This is a genomic window from Janthinobacterium sp. BHSEK (assembly GCF_056174685.1).
Genome location: NZ_JBWBYV010000049.1, coordinates 131,364 through 146,406, shown reverse-complemented (window position 1 = coordinate 146,406; position 15,043 = coordinate 131,364). Strand labels below are relative to the sequence as shown.

Sequence of the window (15,043 nt, the reverse complement as noted above, 5' to 3'; positions counted from 1 at the left end):
CCGCATTGCGTAATATTTCCCTGTTCCTGCGATCCCTGCTGTTCATGATCATCATGATCGTGGCCACCATCGTCTGGGCCTGCGTGTGCTTTTTTGCCGCGCCATTGAGCTACAACAAGCGCTATTGGGTCACCTCGCGCTGGAACGTGTTTATCCTGTGGTGTGCCAAGGTTATTTGCGGCATCCGCTATGAAGTCAAGGGCGCCGAGAACTTCCCCGACGCGCCGGCCATCGTGCTGTCGAAGCACCAGTCGGCATGGGAAACCATCTTCTTGCTGCCTAGCCTGCCCCGTCCGCTGGTATATGTGTTCAAGAAGGAGATCCTGTACATTCCCTTCTTCGGCTGGGCCATGGCGCTGCTGCGCATGATCCCCATCGACCGCAAACAGGGCAAGCATGCGTTCAAGAGCGTGGTCGCGCATGGCAAGCGCCGCCTGGCCGACGGCCAATGGATTATCATGTTCCCTGAAGGCACCCGCATTCCCGTGGGCCAGGCGGGCAAGTACAAGAGCGGCGGCACGCGTCTGGCCATCGCCACGGGCGCCGTGGTGGTGCCGATTGCGCACAATTCAGGCGAGTGCTGGCCCAAGCAGTCATTCCTCAAACGCCCGGGGCTGATCACCGTCTCGATAGGCAAACCGATTTCGCCGGAAGGGCAAACCCCGGACAGCATGATGCAACAGGTGGAAAATTGGATAGAATCAGAAATGCGCGTCATTTCGCCTCACGCCTACAACGCTGGCTAGACGGCATCAGCGCGGTCATCCAGGAGCCGACACTGCGCCAGCAGATGAAGACCATCAAGGTCGGCGACCAGCAACTGGATTTGTTCGCGCATGACGTCTCGACCAGCACGCCCCCGGCGGTGCGCCCCACGGCACCGCCAGCGCCGCCCGTGGCGCCACCGGTAGTGGCGCCCGCGCCGCCCATCGTTCGCCCCGCTCCGCCTCCCCTGCCTTCCCCGCCACGCTCCGCCGATGGCCCGCCGCTGCGCCAGCTGCAGCTGGGCAGCCACCTCGTCGAATTCGCCCTGCGCCGCTCCACGCGCCGTTCCATCGGCTTCATGATCGACGATAACGGCTTGCGCGTGACGGCGCCCAAGCGCGTCACCCTGGCCGAAATCGACAACGCCATCCGCGCCAAGCAAGGCTGGATCGTCTCGAAGCTGCTGGAACGGGGCGAGCGCAAGGTGCAGCGCCAGCAGCGCCCGCCCGTGGCATGGGTCGATGGCGCCGTGCTGCCCTACCTCGGTGGCGAGATCACCTTGCGGCTGCACCAGGCGCCGCGCCACCGCGCCAGCTTCCAGCGCGAGACAAATGAACTGCACGTGTGGGTCACGCCCACGGGCAGCGAGCAGCAATTGAAGGAAAAAGTGAAGGGCTGGTTCCAGCACGAGGCGCGCCAGCTGTTCGAGGCGCGCCTGGACCTGTATGCGGACAAGCTGGGCGTGCGCTACGATTCGCTGTCGCTCTCGTCGGCCGGAACGCGCTGGGGCAGCTGCACCATCGAGCGCAAGATCCGCCTGAACTGGCGCCTGATCCACTTCGCCCTGCCGCTGATCGATTACGTCGTGGCGCACGAACTGTCGCACCTGCTGGAAATGAACCACAGCCCCCGCTTCTGGGCCACCGTGGAATCGATCTATCCCGATTACGACGGCGCCAAGCAGGCGCTCAGGAAACGCTCGCAGGAGCTGCCGGTGTTGTTCGCGTAAACAATATTGTTGGCCGCGACTGTCGGATTACGCGCCCTGCGCTAATCCGACCTACCTTCATCATGGCAGCAGTCGCGTAGTTCGGATTAGCGCGCTAGCGCGTAATCCGACAACATTATTGGCCGCGCCGCCGTCACCGCAACAGCGGTTGAATCGCCGCGATGGTGCGCGGCGTGGCGCCCCGGTGCTGGCTGGCGAACGCCAGCGCCTTTTGCCCCATCGACGATAACCGCGCGGGATCCTGCAGCAGCGCCGACGCCTGCGCCATCAGCGCGTCGGCGTCCGCCACCAGCGCGGCACCGCCAGCGGCAATCGCCTGCTCGGTGACCAGCGCGAAATTGAAGGTGTGCGGGCCGATCAGCACGGGCTTGCCCAGCGCCGCCGGTTCGATCAGGTTTTGCCCGCCCAGCGGCAGCAGGCTGCCGCCGACGAACGCGCAATCGCAGGCCGCGTAATATGCAAACATCTCGCCCATCGAGTCGCCCAGCAGCACCTGCGTGCCCGCCGCAACGGTATCGTCCTGCGCCAGGCCCGACCTGCGCTGCACGGCCAGGCCCTGCGCCGCGATCAGTTTTTCCACCTCGTCGAAGCGCTGCGGATGGCGCGGCACGATCAGCAACAGCGCATCATCGGGCAAGCTGGCGCGGGTAAAGGCATCGAGGATCAGCGGCTCCTCGCCTTCGCGCGTGCTGGCGCACAGCAGCACGGGACGCGCGCCGATGGCCGCGCGCAGCGCCGCCCCCGTCGCCAGGGCCACCCCGGGCACGACGACGTCGAACTTGATGCTGCCCGTGACGACCACGTCCCGCACGCCCAGCTGACGCACGCGATCGGCGTCGTCCTGCGTCTGCGCCGCCACCAGACTGATGCCGCGCGCCGCGTCGGCAATGAGCTTGCCAAGGCGCTGCGCCTTGCCCAGCGAACGCTGCGACAAGCGCGCATTGGCCAGCACCACGGGCACTTTGTAGCGATTGCATTGGTGGATCAGATTCGGCCACACTTCCGTCTCCATCAGGATGCAGATGCGCGGCGCAAAGTGGCGGATGAAACGGGCCGGCATGGCGCCCGTGTCGTACGGCAGATAGCTTTGCACCAGGCGCGCGCCGTGTTTGGCGAACAGCGACTTGCCCGTGGCGCGCCCCGTCGGCGTCATGTGCGTGAGGACGATGCGGCACGCGGGCCAGGCCGCCAGCAGCGCATCGATCAGCGGCTCGGCCGCGCGCGTCTCGCCGACGGAGACGGCGTGCAGCCAGATGGTGTCCGCAGCAGGTGCCGGCTGGCGGCCGTAAAAGCCCAGGCGCTCGGCCCAGTGCTGGCGGTAGCCGGGTTCCTGGCGGCCACGCAGCCACAGCCGCGCCAGCACCAGGGGCAAGGCCAGCCACCAGGCGAGGGTATAAAGAAGTCGCATGATTGTTTGATGTTAAAGTCAGGCGGTTGAAGTCAGGCGGAAGGATAGTCGGCCAGCAGGCGCCGCGCCGCGGCCAGCACTTCGGGCACGCCGGGCGGCGCGCCCTTGTCGCCCAGGTTGATGATTTTCGGCGACCAGTTGCCTTCCGTTTTCCACAGCGGCGAATCGGCATAGATTTCCACCGTCGGGCGCACAAAGGCGGCCGCGATATGCGTCAGGCCCGTATCGACGCCGATCACCAGCGCCGCGTGGCGCGCCAGCAGGGTGGCGTCGCCCATCGACAATTTTGGCAGCACGCGGGCGTTCGGCAGGCCGGCCGCCAGCTGTTCGGCTTCCGCCTTTTCCTTGGGCGAGCCCCAGGGCAGCAAAATCGGCATGGGCGCGAGCGCGTGGCCGAGGGCGACCCAGTTTTCCGGCGCCCATTTCTTGGCGTCGCGCGCGGTGCCGTGAAAATACACGCAGTAGGGCGCCGCGCCCATCCAGTCCGGGCGCGGTTCGCTGCCGGAGACTTCCGGCAAGCCGAAATCGGCCGGCGTGTCGACCGTGTAGCCGAGTGCGGCGGCAGCCACCAGGCGGCCGCGCGCTACCGCATGCGTGCGCGGGTCGAGCGGAATGCTTTTGGTGTGGAACAGGCGTGAAATGCCTTCGTAGCCGGAGCCTTCGCTGCCATTGGCCAGGCCGACCTTCTGTCCGCCCGGCGCCAGGCGCGCGGCGCCCATGATGATGCCCGTCTTGAGCAAGCCCTGGGTATCGAACACATAATCGTAGCGCGTCTGGCGCAGGCTGCGGAAGAAGGCGGCGATTTCCGCGCGCGTCTCCTTCTTGCCCAGGCTCTTGCGCCAGCGCCGCAGCGCGAACGGGAAGATGGTATCCACGCGCGGGTTCAGGCGCACCAGGCTGGTGTAGCCTTCCTCGACCACCCAGTCGATGGTCGCGTTCGGGAAATGGCGGGCGATGTCCGCCACCATCGGCAGGTTATGCAGCACGTCGCCCAGCGAAGATACCCGCACCAGCAGGATTTTCAAGGGCGCCTGTGCGTCAGGTTGACCGGCCATGCTGTCAGAACGGCAGGACAGCGTCTGGCTTGGCGGCCAGGATCACGCTCTTGAACTGTCCCTGGATGCGCGCCAGGGCAGCCGGCGTTTCCGCTTCGAAGCGCATGACGATCACCGGCGTGGTGTTCGATGAACGGGCCAGGCCGAAACCGTCCGCGTATTCCACGCGCAGGCCGTCGATGGTGATGATCTGTTCATTGCCGGGGAAGACGGCGTCGCGGCGCAGCATGTCCATCAGCGCGACGTTCTCGCCCTCCTTCAGTTCCAGGTGCAGTTCCGGCGTGCTGTCGGACTGCGGCAGGGAATTCAACAGGGCCGAAGGATCGGCTTCGCGCGTGAGGATTTCCAGCAGGCGCGCGGCCGAATACAGGCCGTCGTCGAAACCGTACCAGCGGTCCTTGAAGAAGATATGGCCGCTCATTTCGCCGCCCAGCGGCGCACCCGTCTCGCGCAGCTTGGCTTTCACCAGCGAGTGGCCCGTCTTGTACATCAGCGGCACGCCGCCATGCTTGCTGATCCACGGCGCCAGGTGGCGTGTGCATTTCACGTCGTACAGGATCTGCGCGCCCGGATGGCGCGTCAGCACGTCGGCGGCGAACAGCATCATCTGGCGGTCAGGGTAGATGATCTGGCCATCCTTGGTGACCACGCCCAGGCGGTCGCCGTCGCCGTCGAAGGCGATGCCGATTTCGGCATCCGTCTCGGCCAGGCAGCGGATCAGGTCCTGCAGGTTTTCCGGATGCGCGGGATCCGGATGGTGATTCGGGAAGTTGCCATCGACTTCGCAGAACAGCTCGATGACTTCGCAGCCCATGCCGCGGAACAGGTCGCCCGCGAACGCGCCGGCCACGCCATTGCCGCAGTCGACGGCGATCTTGATCGGGCGCGCCAGCTTGACGTCGCCCAGGATGCGCTCCAGGTAGGCCGTGCGGATATCATGCGTGGCGTAGCTGCCAGGCTTGGCGCTGGCGCTGCCGTCGTGCGCGACGATGCTGTGGTACAGCGCCTGGATCGCTTCGCCGTGGATGGCCTCGCCGGCCAGCACCATCTTGAAGCCGTTGTAGTCGGGCGGATTATGGCTGCCCGTGACCATGATGCCGGAGCGCGTGTCGAGCACATTCGTGCCGAAATAGACCATCGGCGTGGCCACCACGCCCAGGTCGATCACGTCGACGCCTGCCGCTTGCAAGCCCTGCGCCAGCGCCGCCGTCAATTCCGGTCCCGACAGGCGGCCATCGCGGCCGATCACCACCCGTTGCTCGCCCTTGGCCAGGGCGGCCTGGCCAAAGGCCTGACCGATCTTGTGGGCCACGCTGGCATCGAGGGTTTTGGCGATGATGCCGCGAATATCGTAGGCCTTGAAGATCGTTCTGGACAATGGAAGCATGGTGTGGGCGGTATCTAAAAGAAGAAATAAGGGGCTAAATAAGGGTGTAAATAAGGTGCCAGGCAAGGTGCGGCGCGCGGCTGCCGCCTTGCTGCAGCGCCAAGAGTATACCGAATTATACGCGCAGCAGATCGATCGACTTGCCCGATTCCACCCACTGCCTGACCCACAGCGGCTGGCGGCCACGGCCTGTCCATTGCTCGTTCGCGTTGTCAGGATGGCGGTAACGCACCGCGACTTTGCCCGTGCGCGGGTGCAAGCCATCGAGTATCAGCTGTTTCAGCGGAATGCCCGCCTGCTGCGCGATGGCCATGATCTGTTCGCGCGCCTTGTTCAAGTCTTCGCGCTCGCGGCTGTTCAATTCCTGCTTGACGTTATCTTCCAGTTTGCGCAATTCCAGCATCGTCATTGTCGACAGATCCATTGGTACATCCTTTATATTAATTTAAATAATAAAATCACGTGGAATATACTACATTGCATAAACCTCCGCGCGCCATTGCATAATCGATCGCCAATTGAATCACGGCCATCGGTTTATTTAGCGGCCCAACATTAAGATTAAATGAAGAATATGCAGCAGGCACGCGTGAAAATTGAATAAACATGAATGAAATGGCATTCCCGCATGCCTGAGCGGCGTGCCGGCGGATAATGACCGATATCTGCCAGCGAGAAGTGCCGCCCAATTAAATTCCCATTCGGCATAACCGGCACCCGCATTTTTCCCCGCCGGCCATGCGCGCATTCAGGCCGCAGCCAGAAATGCCCCCAACGCCAAAGGGCAGGCATGCTTATAATGCAGGCGCGTAGTTCACTTCACCCCGGCACATATGAAAACTTACTTTATCGGCGATCTGCAAGGCTGCCATGCACAAACCGTCGAATTGATCGAGCGTATCCAGGCGGCAGCGGACGGCCCGTACCGCCTGCTGTTCGCGGGCGACTTGATCAATCGCGGCCCGGCCTCGCTGGCCACCCTGCGCCACGTACGTGCGCTGGCCCGGCAAGGCCTGGCCGACAGCGTCCTGGGCAACCATGACTTGCACTTGCTGGCCGTGGCCAACGGCATCCGGCCCGAGCACGCGTCCGACACCCTCGCGGAAATCCTCGATGCGCCCGACCGCGAGGAGTTGATCGACTGGCTGCGCCGGCGGCCGCTGGCACTGGAACACGACGGCCATGTGCTCGTGCATGCGGGCTTGCTGCCGCAATGGAGCGCGGCCCAGGCCCTGTCCCTGAGCGGGGAAGTGTCCGCCATGCTGCGCAGCGACGGCTGGGTGGCGTTCCTGCGTACCATGTACGGCAACGAGCCTGCCGCCTGGCGCGACGACCTGCAGGGCGCCGACCGGCTGCGCTGCATCGTCAACGCCATGACGCGGCTGCGCTTTTGCACGCCGGACGGCGTGATGGACTTCAAGATGAAGGAAAGCGGCAGCCCGCCGCCAGGCTCCGGCCTGCTGCCGTGGTTCGACGTGCCGGGCCGGCGCAGCGCGGGCGACACCATCGTCTTCGGCCACTGGTCGGCGCTGGGATTGCAGTTGCGTCCACGCCTGATCGGCCTCGATAGCGGCTGCGTGTGGGGCGGAAAACTGTCGGCCGTGTGCCTGGAGGACCGCTCGCTGCTGCAAGTCGACTGCCCCACGTTCCAGCAGCACGGCGGCAAGCGGTAAGCCGCATCGCGCATATGCTTAGTCGAAATCGGTCGTTTGCCGTGCGGCGCGCCGCCCGTATGATGCAGCTTTTGCCATTGCGATCCCATGCATCCTGATACCGACAAGCTGGCGCGCTGGCTGCTCGGCAGCCTGGAACTCGACACCGCCGTCCTGCACGTGGGCCAGTACTGCGGCCGCTGGCGCGCTTCCACGGCGGGGCGGGAACTGGGCAGCTTCCACCTGGTGCTCGATGGCCACTGCTATTTGCACCTCGACGGCGCGGCGCCGATCGCGCTCGGCCCGCGCGACGGCGTCTTCCTGCTGCGCGACTTGCCGCACTTTCTCAGTCCCCACAGCGATCCGCTGCAGGCGGTGAGCGCGCAAGCCATGCTGCCGCTGCAAACGCCCACGCAGCAGCCGGCGACGGCGCTGGCCTGCGGCTTCTTTCAATTTCGCGGCGCCCTCTCCGCGCTGATCGTCGACTCGTTTCCGCCGTATCTGCTGATACGCGGCGACGCGCCCGCCTTCAGCGCCGCCGCCGCGCTGTTCGACCTGATCCTGGCGGAGGCCGGCGGCGACCCGGAACAGCCGTCGCCGCTCATCGCGCGCCTGGTTGAACTGCTGTTCTTCTACCTGATCCGCCATGTGGCGCAGGGCGAGCAGGTGGCGGCCGGCCTGCTGTCGCTGCTGCACCAGCCCGCATTTTCCCCGCTGCTCGAACGCATGCTCGACGCCCCCGCCGACGACTGGTCGATCGAGAACATGGCCAAGGCGGCCTGCATGTCGCGCGCCAGCTTCTGCAAGCATTTCGCCAGCGCCAGCGGCCACTCGCCGGCCCAGTTCCTGCTCCTGCTGCGCATGAAGATCGCCGCGCGGCGCCTGCACGACGGCGTCTCCGTCGAACGCGCCGCCGAACTGGTGGGCTACCGCTCGCACGCCGCCTTTACGCGCGCCTTCAAGCGGGTCACGGGCGAGCAGCCGGGCGCCTACCGGCGCGACCAGCGATTGCGCCAGCTGGCCAGCTAAGAGCCTGCCGGAATCAAGGATCACACATTCGCAGACGAACGAGCACAAAAGGACGACGCTGACGTCTGTTGCGTGAAGGTCATGGCCGATATAATGCCCGGGTGACTTACTAACTTAGCAAGGTACCCCATGTCCCGTCTGACGCTGCACACTCTCGATACCTCCCCGGCCGACAGCCGTCCCTTCGTGGAAAAGGCCATCGCCAACAATGGCTTCCTGCCCAACCTGATCGGCGTGCTGGCCAATGCCCCGCTGGCCCTGGAAACCTATCTGACCGTCTCCGGCATCAATGCGCGCGCCAGCCTGACGTTAATGGAACGCGAAGTGGTGCAGATCACGGCCGCGCGCATCCATGGCTGCGATTTCTGCATCGCCGGCCATAGCGCCATCTCGCTGAAAAAAGCGGGCCAGACACCGGACACGGTGCGCGCCCTGCAGCACGGCCAGCCGACGGGCGATGCGAAGCTCGACGCCGTCGCCGCCTTCGCCACGGCCGTCATCGCCACGCGCGGCGCAGTCGCCGACAGCGACTATCAAGCCTTCCTGGCCGCCGGCTACAACGAACAGCAGGCGCTCGAAGTCGTGCTGGGCATCAGCCTGGCCACCCTGTGCAATTTCTCCAACAGCCTGGCCGGCACGCCCGTCAATCCGCAATTGACGCCCTACCTGCCCGGCGCCGTCTGACATGGCGAACCTCACTCACTGGCTGCACATGCATGCCGACCAGCTCGACCAATCGCCGGAACTGGCTGAAACCGTTTTGCCTGCCCTCGCCGGCGACAAGCTGCTGGCCATCGGCGTGCCGCAGGAACACGGCGGCGCGGGCGGCGAGGTACGCGACGCCATCGAGGCCATCGCCAAGGTGGCCGAGCAATCGGTGACGGCGGCCTTTGTCTTCTGGGGCCAGCGCTGCTTCATCGAATTCCTGCTGCAAAGCGCAAACCGCGCGCTGGCCGAGCGCCGCTTGCCCGGCCTGCTGGCCGGCACGCAGGCAGGCGCCAGCGGTTTGTCGAACGCGATGAAATTCTTGTCCGGCATCGAACAGCTGCAAATCACGGGCGCGCGCCACGGCGACGGCTTGCTGGTCGACGGCGGCCTGGCCTGGGTGACCAACCTGCGCAAGGCGGGCTTTGTCGCGGCGGCCGCCGTGGCGCCCGACGACGGCGCGCCGCCCGTCATCGTCGCCTTCGACAGCGGCACGGCGGGCGTCAAGCGCAGCGACGACCTGGACCTGATCGCCCTGCGCGGCAGCAATACGGCTTCCGTCAAGCTGGCGCAGGTGCACATCCCCGCCGCGGACATCATCAGCGACAACGCGCCGGCCTGGCTGCCGCAGGTGCGCCCATCGTTCCTCGGCATGCAGTGCGGCCTGTCGATCGGCCTGGCGCGCGCCAGCCTGGCGCAGGCGGCGCAAATCTCGGCCGGCTCGCGCAACCAGCTCACGCCGCGCATCGAAGCGCTGCAAGCGACCCTCGAAAGCGCCGTCGCTACCCTGCTGGCCGGCGTGCACGATGGCCGCTTCAAGACGCAGGCGCCGGCCATGTTCCGCTTGCGCATACAGCTGGCCGACGTGCTGCAGCAGGCGCTGATGCTGGAACTGCAAGCCATGGGCGGGCGCGCCTACCTGAACGCCGAGCAGCAGGGCTTTGCCCGCCGCTGGCGCGAATCGTCGTTCATCCCCATCGTCACCCCCAGCCTGACGCAGTTGCAATCAGCCTTGCAGCTGTTCGACAGCCAGCAGACGGCCAAGGCGGGAGTATCGGCATGAGTGTAGCGGATTGGGCCTTGCAGGCGCAGGATCTGAGCTTTTCCTATGCGGGCGCCGCGCCCGTCTTCCAGCACGTCTCGCTGGGCGTGCGCAAGCGCGAGATCGTCTGCCTGCTGGGCGGCAGCGGCTGCGGCAAGTCAAGCCTGCTGCGCGTGCTGGCCGGCTTGCAGCCGCCATCGACGGGCGCCATTCAATTCCTGGACGCGCCCATGCGCGAACCGGATCCGCGCAGCGCCCTCGTCTTCCAGCAGGCGAGCCTTTTGCCCTGGCTGAACGTCACGGGCAACGCGGGCTTCGGCCTGGACTTCAAGCACCAGCCGCAGCTGACGCGCGCGGCGCACCAGGCGCGCGTGGCGCAAGCCATCGAAGCGGTGGGCCTGAAGGGCCGCGAAAAACTGTATCCATCCGCGCTGTCGGGCGGCATGGCGCAGCGCGTGGCGCTGGCCCGCGCGCTGGCGCGCGAACCGGAACTGCTGTTCGCCGACGAACCGTTTTCCGCGCTCGACGCCATCACCCGCGCCGAGATGCAGTCGCTGCTGGTCGACGTGGTGCACCGCTGGCACACGGCCGTGCTGCTGGTCACGCACGATATCGACGAAGCCATCCTCGTCGCCGACCGCATCCTGCTCATGGGCGGCAAGCCGGGCAACATCGTGCGCGAATGGCCCGTCGCCATCGCCCAGCCGCGCATCGGCCACAGCGCCGAGGTGATCGCCCTCAAGATGGACATTCTCGACGCCCTGCAGGCGCTGCAAAAGCAGGACCAGCAGCCGGCCCTCGCCCCACTATAACCAATCGGAACACTTTCATGTCCCTCCCAGAAAATAACAACCCCCTGCATATCTGCGCCTCGTCCGATTGCGACTGCGGCCTGACGCGGCGCGACTTCCTGCGCATGTCGGCCCTGGCCACGGCCAGCGTCGCCTCGCCGCTGCTGTTCGCCGGCGACGCCATGGCCCAGCAAGGCCCGAAAGGCGACGACCAGCCCGTCAAGATCGGCTACCTGCCGATCACCGACGCCACCCCGCTGCTCGTCGCGCACGCGCGCAAGCTGTTCGAGGCGGAAGGCTTGCAGGCGGAAACGCCGCGCCTGTTCCGCAGCTGGGCGCAGATCATCGAAGCCTTCGTGGCAGGCCAGGTCAACGTCATCCACCTGCTGTCGCCGGCCACCCTGTGGGTGCGCTACGGCGCCAAGTTCCCGGCCAAGGTCGTCGCCTGGAACCACGTCAACGGCTCCGCGCTGACGGTGGCCAACGAGATCAACAAGGTCTCCGACCTGGGCGGACGCACGGTCGCCATCCCGTTCTGGTACTCGATCCACAACATCCTGCTGCAGCAAATCCTGTCCTCGAATGGCCTGACGCCCGTCACGCGCGCGCGCAACGCGGCCATCAAGCCGAATGAAGTCAACCTGATCGTGCTGGCGCCGGCCGAAATGGTCTCGGCCCTGGCCAGCAAGTCGATTGCCGGCTACATCGTGGCAGAACCATTCAATGCGGCGGCGGAAAACGCCGGCATCGGCAAGATCCTGCGCTTCTCGGGCGACGTGTGGAAAAATCATGCGTGCTGCGTCACCTTCCTGTCCGAGCGCGACATCAACACGCGTCCGGAATGGGCGCAAAAGGTCACCAACGCCATCGTCAAGGCGCAGCTGTGGACGCGCACGAACCAGGTCGACACGGCCAAGCTGCTGTCGAACGTGGGCGAGCACCGCTACACGCCGCATCCGCTGCAGGTGCTGACCAAGGTGCTGGCCACCACCGATTACGCCGGCTATGAAAAGCAGGGCCTGATCGTGCACAAGAACTGGCAGCAGCGCCGCATCGACTTCCAGCCGTATCCGTTTGCCTCGTACACGGAAGAACTGGTGCGCGCCATCGGCCGCACCAAGGTCGAAGGCGATACGCGCTTCCTGGCGAATCTCGATCCGAAGTTCGCCGCGCGCGACCTGGTCGATGACCGCTTCGTGCGCAAGGCCATCACGGCAGTCGGCGGCCCGGCCGCCTTCGGCTTGCCGGCCAACCTGCTGCGCAGCGAAACCGTGGCGGTCTGACGATGGCAAGCAAGTTGTTGACGAAGTTCGGCCTGCCCCTGGTGGGGCTGGCCTGTGCCTTGCTGTTGTGGTCCGTGGGCGTGACGGCGCTGGAGAAATCCACGCCGATCGCCACCGCCTTTGCGCCCTTGCCCACGGCGCTGGCGTTCAAGGAGATGCTGGGCGGTTCGGATATCTGGCTGCACGTGGTATTGAGCCTGCAAAGGGTGGCCGTTGGCCTGGGACTGGCGATCGTCATCGGTGTGCCGCTGGGCGTGCTGGTGGCCATGTCGAAAAGCTTTTCCGGCGCGGCCATGCCGCTGTTCCAGCTGCTGCGCATGATTTCGCCGCTGTCCTGGATGCCGATCGCCGTGATGGTGCTGGGGGTGGGCGACGCGCCCGTATACTTCCTGCTGGCGTTTGCGGCCGTCTGGCCCATCCTGCTCAATACGGCGGCCGGCGTGGCGCGGCTCGATCCGAACTGGCTGCTGCTGGCGCGCAGCCTGTCGGCCACGCGCAGCGAAATCGTCTTCAAGGTGATTTTACCGGGCATCACGGCCGATATCCTGACGGGCGTGCGCCTGGCCATCGGCATCATCTGGATCGTGCTGGTGCCGGCGGAAATGCTGGGCGTGTCGGCCGGCCTCGGCTACTTCATCCTCGACACGCGCGACCGCTTGGCGTATTCGGAACTGATGGCCGCCATCGTGCTGATCGGGATGTTAGGTTTTATCCTCGACTACCTGGCCCGCGCCGCGCATGCGCGCTGGCTGCACGTCAAGAACTAGGCCGCCTTTTCCAGCGGCAGCGCAGCGGCCACCGCCGCCTGCGTTGCCGCCGCCAGTTCGCGGCGGTGCGCGTCGGCCGTCGCCACTGGCGCCAGACAGGTCAGGCGCGCCGTGATCGGCGGGCCGCTCAGGATCGCCACCATGCTTTGCGCAAAGCTCATGTCGCCGATGAAGTCGACGGCGTGGTGCAGCGCCCCCTTGTCATCCACATACACGAGCGCGAACGGCTGCACCGGCACCTGCGCGTCGATGGCCGCCTCGAACAGGTTGGCGTGAAACGGCAGGATCTGCCCTTGCGCGGCGGTCGTGCCTTCGGGGAAGAACGCAATGCGTTCGCCCGCCGTCAATTTATCCACCAGGCCCTGGAAGATCAGACGCAGGTCGCGCTTGCTGCCGCGCGAAATGAAGATGGTGCCGGCGCGCCCCGCCAGCCAGCCCAGGATGGGCCAGGCGCGGATTTCCGCCTTGGCGACGAAACGGCAGGGGTGGACGGCATTGATGACGAAGATGTCGAGCCACGAGACGTGGTTCGCCACCACCATCGCATGGTCGAGGGCCGGCACGCAGTCCGCCGGCTGCGCCACGTGCACGCCGCAGATATCGAGCAGCTGCGTCGACCAGCGGCGGATGCGCCGGTTGCGCCCTTCCAGGTCCAGCCAGGGAAAGAGCACGGCGCTCTTGGCCATGCCGCAGCTCAGGTGAATGGCGATGCGCGCGAGGCGGTAGGTAAGCAGAAGTTTCAAATGACACCAAGGTTGGAAGCAAAGCCATGCAGCCGCGTAGGTCGGCTTGGCAGCGCCCGCGAGGCGCTGCGTAAGCCGACAGGAGCCGCCATGGGCTTGTCGGATTACGCGTACCGCTAATCCGACCTACGGCTCCGACACAAAAAATTTAACGCTGAAACGCCACGCGTCCGGCCACGATGGTCGCCTTGACGATGCCGCTCAGCTCATAGCCGAGGAAAGGCGTGTGCTTGCCCTGGCTGGCCAGCGAGGCCGACGACACGGTCCAGCGCGCGGCGGGATCGAAGACGCAGATGTCGGCCGCTTCGCCCACGGCCAGGCTGCCGGCCGGGATGCCGGCGACACGGGCCGCGTCGGACGTGACCTTGGCCACGGCGCGCGCCAGCGGACGCTCGCCCGCTTGCGGCTGGTTCAAGGCGTAGTCGTCGGCCCATTTCAGGGCCAAGGACAGCAGCAGTTCCAGGCCCGTGGCGCCGGGCGACGCTTCGCCGAACGGCAGCAGTTTTTCATCGTCGTCGACGGGCGTGTGGTCCGAGCACATGGCGTCGACCGTGCCGTCGAGCAGGCCGGCGCGGATCGCATCGCGGTCGCGCTGGCTGCGGAACGGCGGCGTGACCCTGGCGTTCGGGTCGAAAAAGCCGATGTCGGCGTCCGTCAGGTGCACATGGTGCACGCCCACGTCGCAAGTGACGGGCAAGCCTTCGGCCTTGGCAGCGCGGATCAGTTCCAGGCCCGCCGCCGACGAGATGCGGCACAGGTGCACGCGCGCGCGGCTGGCGCGCATCAATTCAAAGATCGTGTGCAGCGCGATGGTTTCGGACATCACGGGCACGCCGGACAAGCCCAGGCGCGACGCCAGCGGACCGCTGTGGGCGATGCCGCCACGGCCGATGTGCGGGTCTTGCGGGCGCAGCCAGACCGTGTAGCCGAAGGTGTTCGCGTACTGCATGGCGCGCAGCAGCACGGTGGTGTCCTCGATCGGCTCTTCCGCCTGCGCGAAGCCGATGCAGCCCGCTTCCGTCAGTTCCGCCATTTCCGTCAGCGACTGACCCTTCAAGCCCATGGTCAGCGCGCCCAGCGGGTGCACGTGGGCCTTGTTCTGCGTCTTGGCGCGGTATTTCAGCATCTCCACCAGGCCCGGCTCATCGAGCACGGGATCGGTGTCGGGCGGGCAGACCAGGCTCGTGACGCCGCCTTGGAGGGCCGCCTGCAGTTCCGATTCCAGGGTCGCCTTGTATTCGTAGCCCGGCTCGCGCAGGCGCGCGGACAGGTCGACCAGGCCGGGGGAAACCACCAGGCCGGCCGCGTCAAACGTGGTGTCGGCGGTGAAGCCGGCCGGAGCGCTGCCCACGGCCAGCACCTTGCCGTCGGCGATAAACAGGTCTTGCAAGCCATCGATGCCGTTGGCAGGGTCGATCAGGTGGCCGTTCTTGATATGTAGTGTCGTCATGCTCGCTTACTCGTCCT

Annotated in this window: 15 protein-coding genes; 9 read left to right on the top strand and 6 right to left on the bottom strand. The window is 66.0% G+C overall.

Annotated features, from left to right (window positions below; all coding sequences use genetic code 11):
- Positions 1 to 5 precede the first annotated feature (5 nt).
- Together AC0V2Y_RS17850 and AC0V2Y_RS17845 are read left to right on the top strand one after the other, a co-directional pair.
- A complete protein-coding gene (locus tag AC0V2Y_RS17850; protein ID WP_034746739.1) occupies positions 6 to 746 on the top strand; it encodes a lysophospholipid acyltransferase family protein in 741 nt (246 codons plus the stop codon).
- A 44-nt stretch (positions 747 to 790) separates the two neighbouring features.
- Positions 791 to 1,714 carry a M48 family metallopeptidase gene (locus AC0V2Y_RS17845; RefSeq protein WP_475416131.1) on the top strand — a complete coding sequence of 308 codons (924 nt, stop codon included), beginning with the start codon at positions 791 to 793 and terminating at the stop codon, positions 1,712 to 1,714.
- A gap of 133 nt (positions 1,715 to 1,847) precedes the next feature.
- On the opposite strand, the gene waaA is transcribed toward AC0V2Y_RS17845, so the two are convergent.
- From waaA to AC0V2Y_RS17825, 4 genes are all read right to left on the bottom strand, one after another.
- Complete coding sequence (waaA, locus tag AC0V2Y_RS17840; protein ID WP_475416130.1) at positions 1,848 to 3,122, bottom strand: lipid IV(A) 3-deoxy-D-manno-octulosonic acid transferase; 1,275 nt, start codon at positions 3,120 to 3,122, stop codon at positions 1,848 to 1,850.
- Between the two features lie 32 nt (positions 3,123 to 3,154).
- Complete coding sequence (gene waaC / locus AC0V2Y_RS17835) at positions 3,155 to 4,177, bottom strand: lipopolysaccharide heptosyltransferase I (protein WP_475416129.1); 1,023 nt, start codon at positions 4,175 to 4,177, stop codon at positions 3,155 to 3,157.
- 4 nt (positions 4,178 to 4,181) lie between these two features.
- The gene (locus AC0V2Y_RS17830; RefSeq protein WP_475416128.1) at positions 4,182 to 5,564 is read right to left on the bottom strand and encodes a phosphomannomutase/phosphoglucomutase; all 1,383 of its coding nucleotides are present in this window, start codon (positions 5,562 to 5,564) and stop codon (positions 4,182 to 4,184) included.
- A 115-nt stretch (positions 5,565 to 5,679) separates the two neighbouring features.
- Positions 5,680 to 5,988: an H-NS histone family protein gene (locus AC0V2Y_RS17825; protein WP_475416127.1), complete on the bottom strand. Its 309-nt coding sequence runs from the start codon at positions 5,986 to 5,988 to the stop codon at positions 5,680 to 5,682.
- Between the two features lie 409 nt (positions 5,989 to 6,397).
- Here AC0V2Y_RS17825 and AC0V2Y_RS17820 point away from each other — a divergent pair, with 409 nt between their 5' ends.
- The 7 genes from AC0V2Y_RS17820 (at position 6,398) to AC0V2Y_RS17790 (ending at position 12,833) form a co-directional block, all read left to right on the top strand.
- Positions 6,398 to 7,237, top strand: a complete 840-nt coding sequence (locus AC0V2Y_RS17820) for a symmetrical bis(5'-nucleosyl)-tetraphosphatase (RefSeq protein ID WP_475416126.1) — start codon at positions 6,398 to 6,400, stop codon at positions 7,235 to 7,237.
- An 87-nt stretch (positions 7,238 to 7,324) separates the two neighbouring features.
- Complete coding sequence (locus tag AC0V2Y_RS17815; RefSeq protein WP_475416125.1) at positions 7,325 to 8,245, top strand: AraC family transcriptional regulator; 921 nt, start codon at positions 7,325 to 7,327, stop codon at positions 8,243 to 8,245.
- 129 nt (positions 8,246 to 8,374) lie between these two features.
- Complete coding sequence (locus AC0V2Y_RS17810) at positions 8,375 to 8,929, top strand: carboxymuconolactone decarboxylase family protein (RefSeq protein ID WP_475416124.1); 555 nt, start codon at positions 8,375 to 8,377, stop codon at positions 8,927 to 8,929.
- Position 8,930: 1 nt separating this feature from the next.
- Positions 8,931 to 10,013 (top strand): acyl-CoA dehydrogenase family protein, encoded by a 1,083-nt coding sequence (locus tag AC0V2Y_RS17805; RefSeq protein WP_475416123.1) that lies wholly within the window; start codon positions 8,931 to 8,933, stop codon positions 10,011 to 10,013.
- Positions 10,010 to 10,804, top strand: a complete 795-nt coding sequence (locus AC0V2Y_RS17800) for an ABC transporter ATP-binding protein (RefSeq protein ID WP_475416122.1) — start codon at positions 10,010 to 10,012, stop codon at positions 10,802 to 10,804. Before AC0V2Y_RS17805 ends, AC0V2Y_RS17800 begins: the two co-directional genes overlap by 4 nt.
- 17 nt (positions 10,805 to 10,821) lie before the next feature.
- Positions 10,822 to 12,066, top strand: coding sequence for an ABC transporter substrate-binding protein (locus AC0V2Y_RS17795; protein WP_475416121.1), 1,245 nt, complete (start codon positions 10,822 to 10,824; stop codon positions 12,064 to 12,066).
- 2 nt (positions 12,067 to 12,068) lie between these two features.
- Positions 12,069 to 12,833, top strand: a complete 765-nt coding sequence (locus tag AC0V2Y_RS17790) for an ABC transporter permease (RefSeq protein ID WP_475416120.1) — start codon at positions 12,069 to 12,071, stop codon at positions 12,831 to 12,833.
- Here the strand turns inward: AC0V2Y_RS17790 and AC0V2Y_RS17785 are convergent.
- Positions 12,830 to 13,576: a lysophospholipid acyltransferase family protein gene (locus AC0V2Y_RS17785; protein ID WP_475416119.1), complete on the bottom strand. Its 747-nt coding sequence runs from the start codon at positions 13,574 to 13,576 to the stop codon at positions 12,830 to 12,832. The genes AC0V2Y_RS17790 and AC0V2Y_RS17785 overlap by 4 nt on opposite strands.
- 148 nt (positions 13,577 to 13,724) lie before the next feature.
- Positions 13,725 to 15,026: a dihydroorotase gene (locus AC0V2Y_RS17780; RefSeq protein WP_475416118.1), complete on the bottom strand. Its 1,302-nt coding sequence runs from the start codon at positions 15,024 to 15,026 to the stop codon at positions 13,725 to 13,727.
- Positions 15,027 to 15,043 lie beyond the last annotated feature (17 nt).

Coding starts and splice junctions, on each gene's coding strand:
- AC0V2Y_RS17845 (WP_475416131.1), top strand. CDS start 791: ATGAAGACCATCAAGGTCGGCGACCAGCAACTGGATTTGTTCGCGCAT.
- waaA (WP_475416130.1), bottom strand. CDS start 3,122: ATGCGACTTCTTTATACCCTCGCCTGGTGGCTGGCCTTGCCCCTGGTG.
- waaC (WP_475416129.1), bottom strand. CDS start 4,177: ATGGCCGGTCAACCTGACGCACAGGCGCCCTTGAAAATCCTGCTGGTG.
- AC0V2Y_RS17830 (WP_475416128.1), bottom strand. CDS start 5,564: ATGCTTCCATTGTCCAGAACGATCTTCAAGGCCTACGATATTCGCGGC.
- AC0V2Y_RS17825 (WP_475416127.1), bottom strand. CDS start 5,988: ATGGATCTGTCGACAATGACGATGCTGGAATTGCGCAAACTGGAAGAT.
- AC0V2Y_RS17820 (WP_475416126.1), top strand. CDS start 6,398: ATGAAAACTTACTTTATCGGCGATCTGCAAGGCTGCCATGCACAAACC.
- AC0V2Y_RS17815 (WP_475416125.1), top strand. CDS start 7,325: ATGCATCCTGATACCGACAAGCTGGCGCGCTGGCTGCTCGGCAGCCTG.
- AC0V2Y_RS17810 (WP_475416124.1), top strand. CDS start 8,375: ATGTCCCGTCTGACGCTGCACACTCTCGATACCTCCCCGGCCGACAGC.
- AC0V2Y_RS17805 (WP_475416123.1), top strand. CDS start 8,931: ATGGCGAACCTCACTCACTGGCTGCACATGCATGCCGACCAGCTCGAC.
- AC0V2Y_RS17800 (WP_475416122.1), top strand. CDS start 10,010: ATGAGTGTAGCGGATTGGGCCTTGCAGGCGCAGGATCTGAGCTTTTCC.
- AC0V2Y_RS17795 (WP_475416121.1), top strand. CDS start 10,822: ATGTCCCTCCCAGAAAATAACAACCCCCTGCATATCTGCGCCTCGTCC.
- AC0V2Y_RS17790 (WP_475416120.1), top strand. CDS start 12,069: ATGGCAAGCAAGTTGTTGACGAAGTTCGGCCTGCCCCTGGTGGGGCTG.
- AC0V2Y_RS17780 (WP_475416118.1), bottom strand. CDS start 15,026: ATGACGACACTACATATCAAGAACGGCCACCTGATCGACCCTGCCAAC.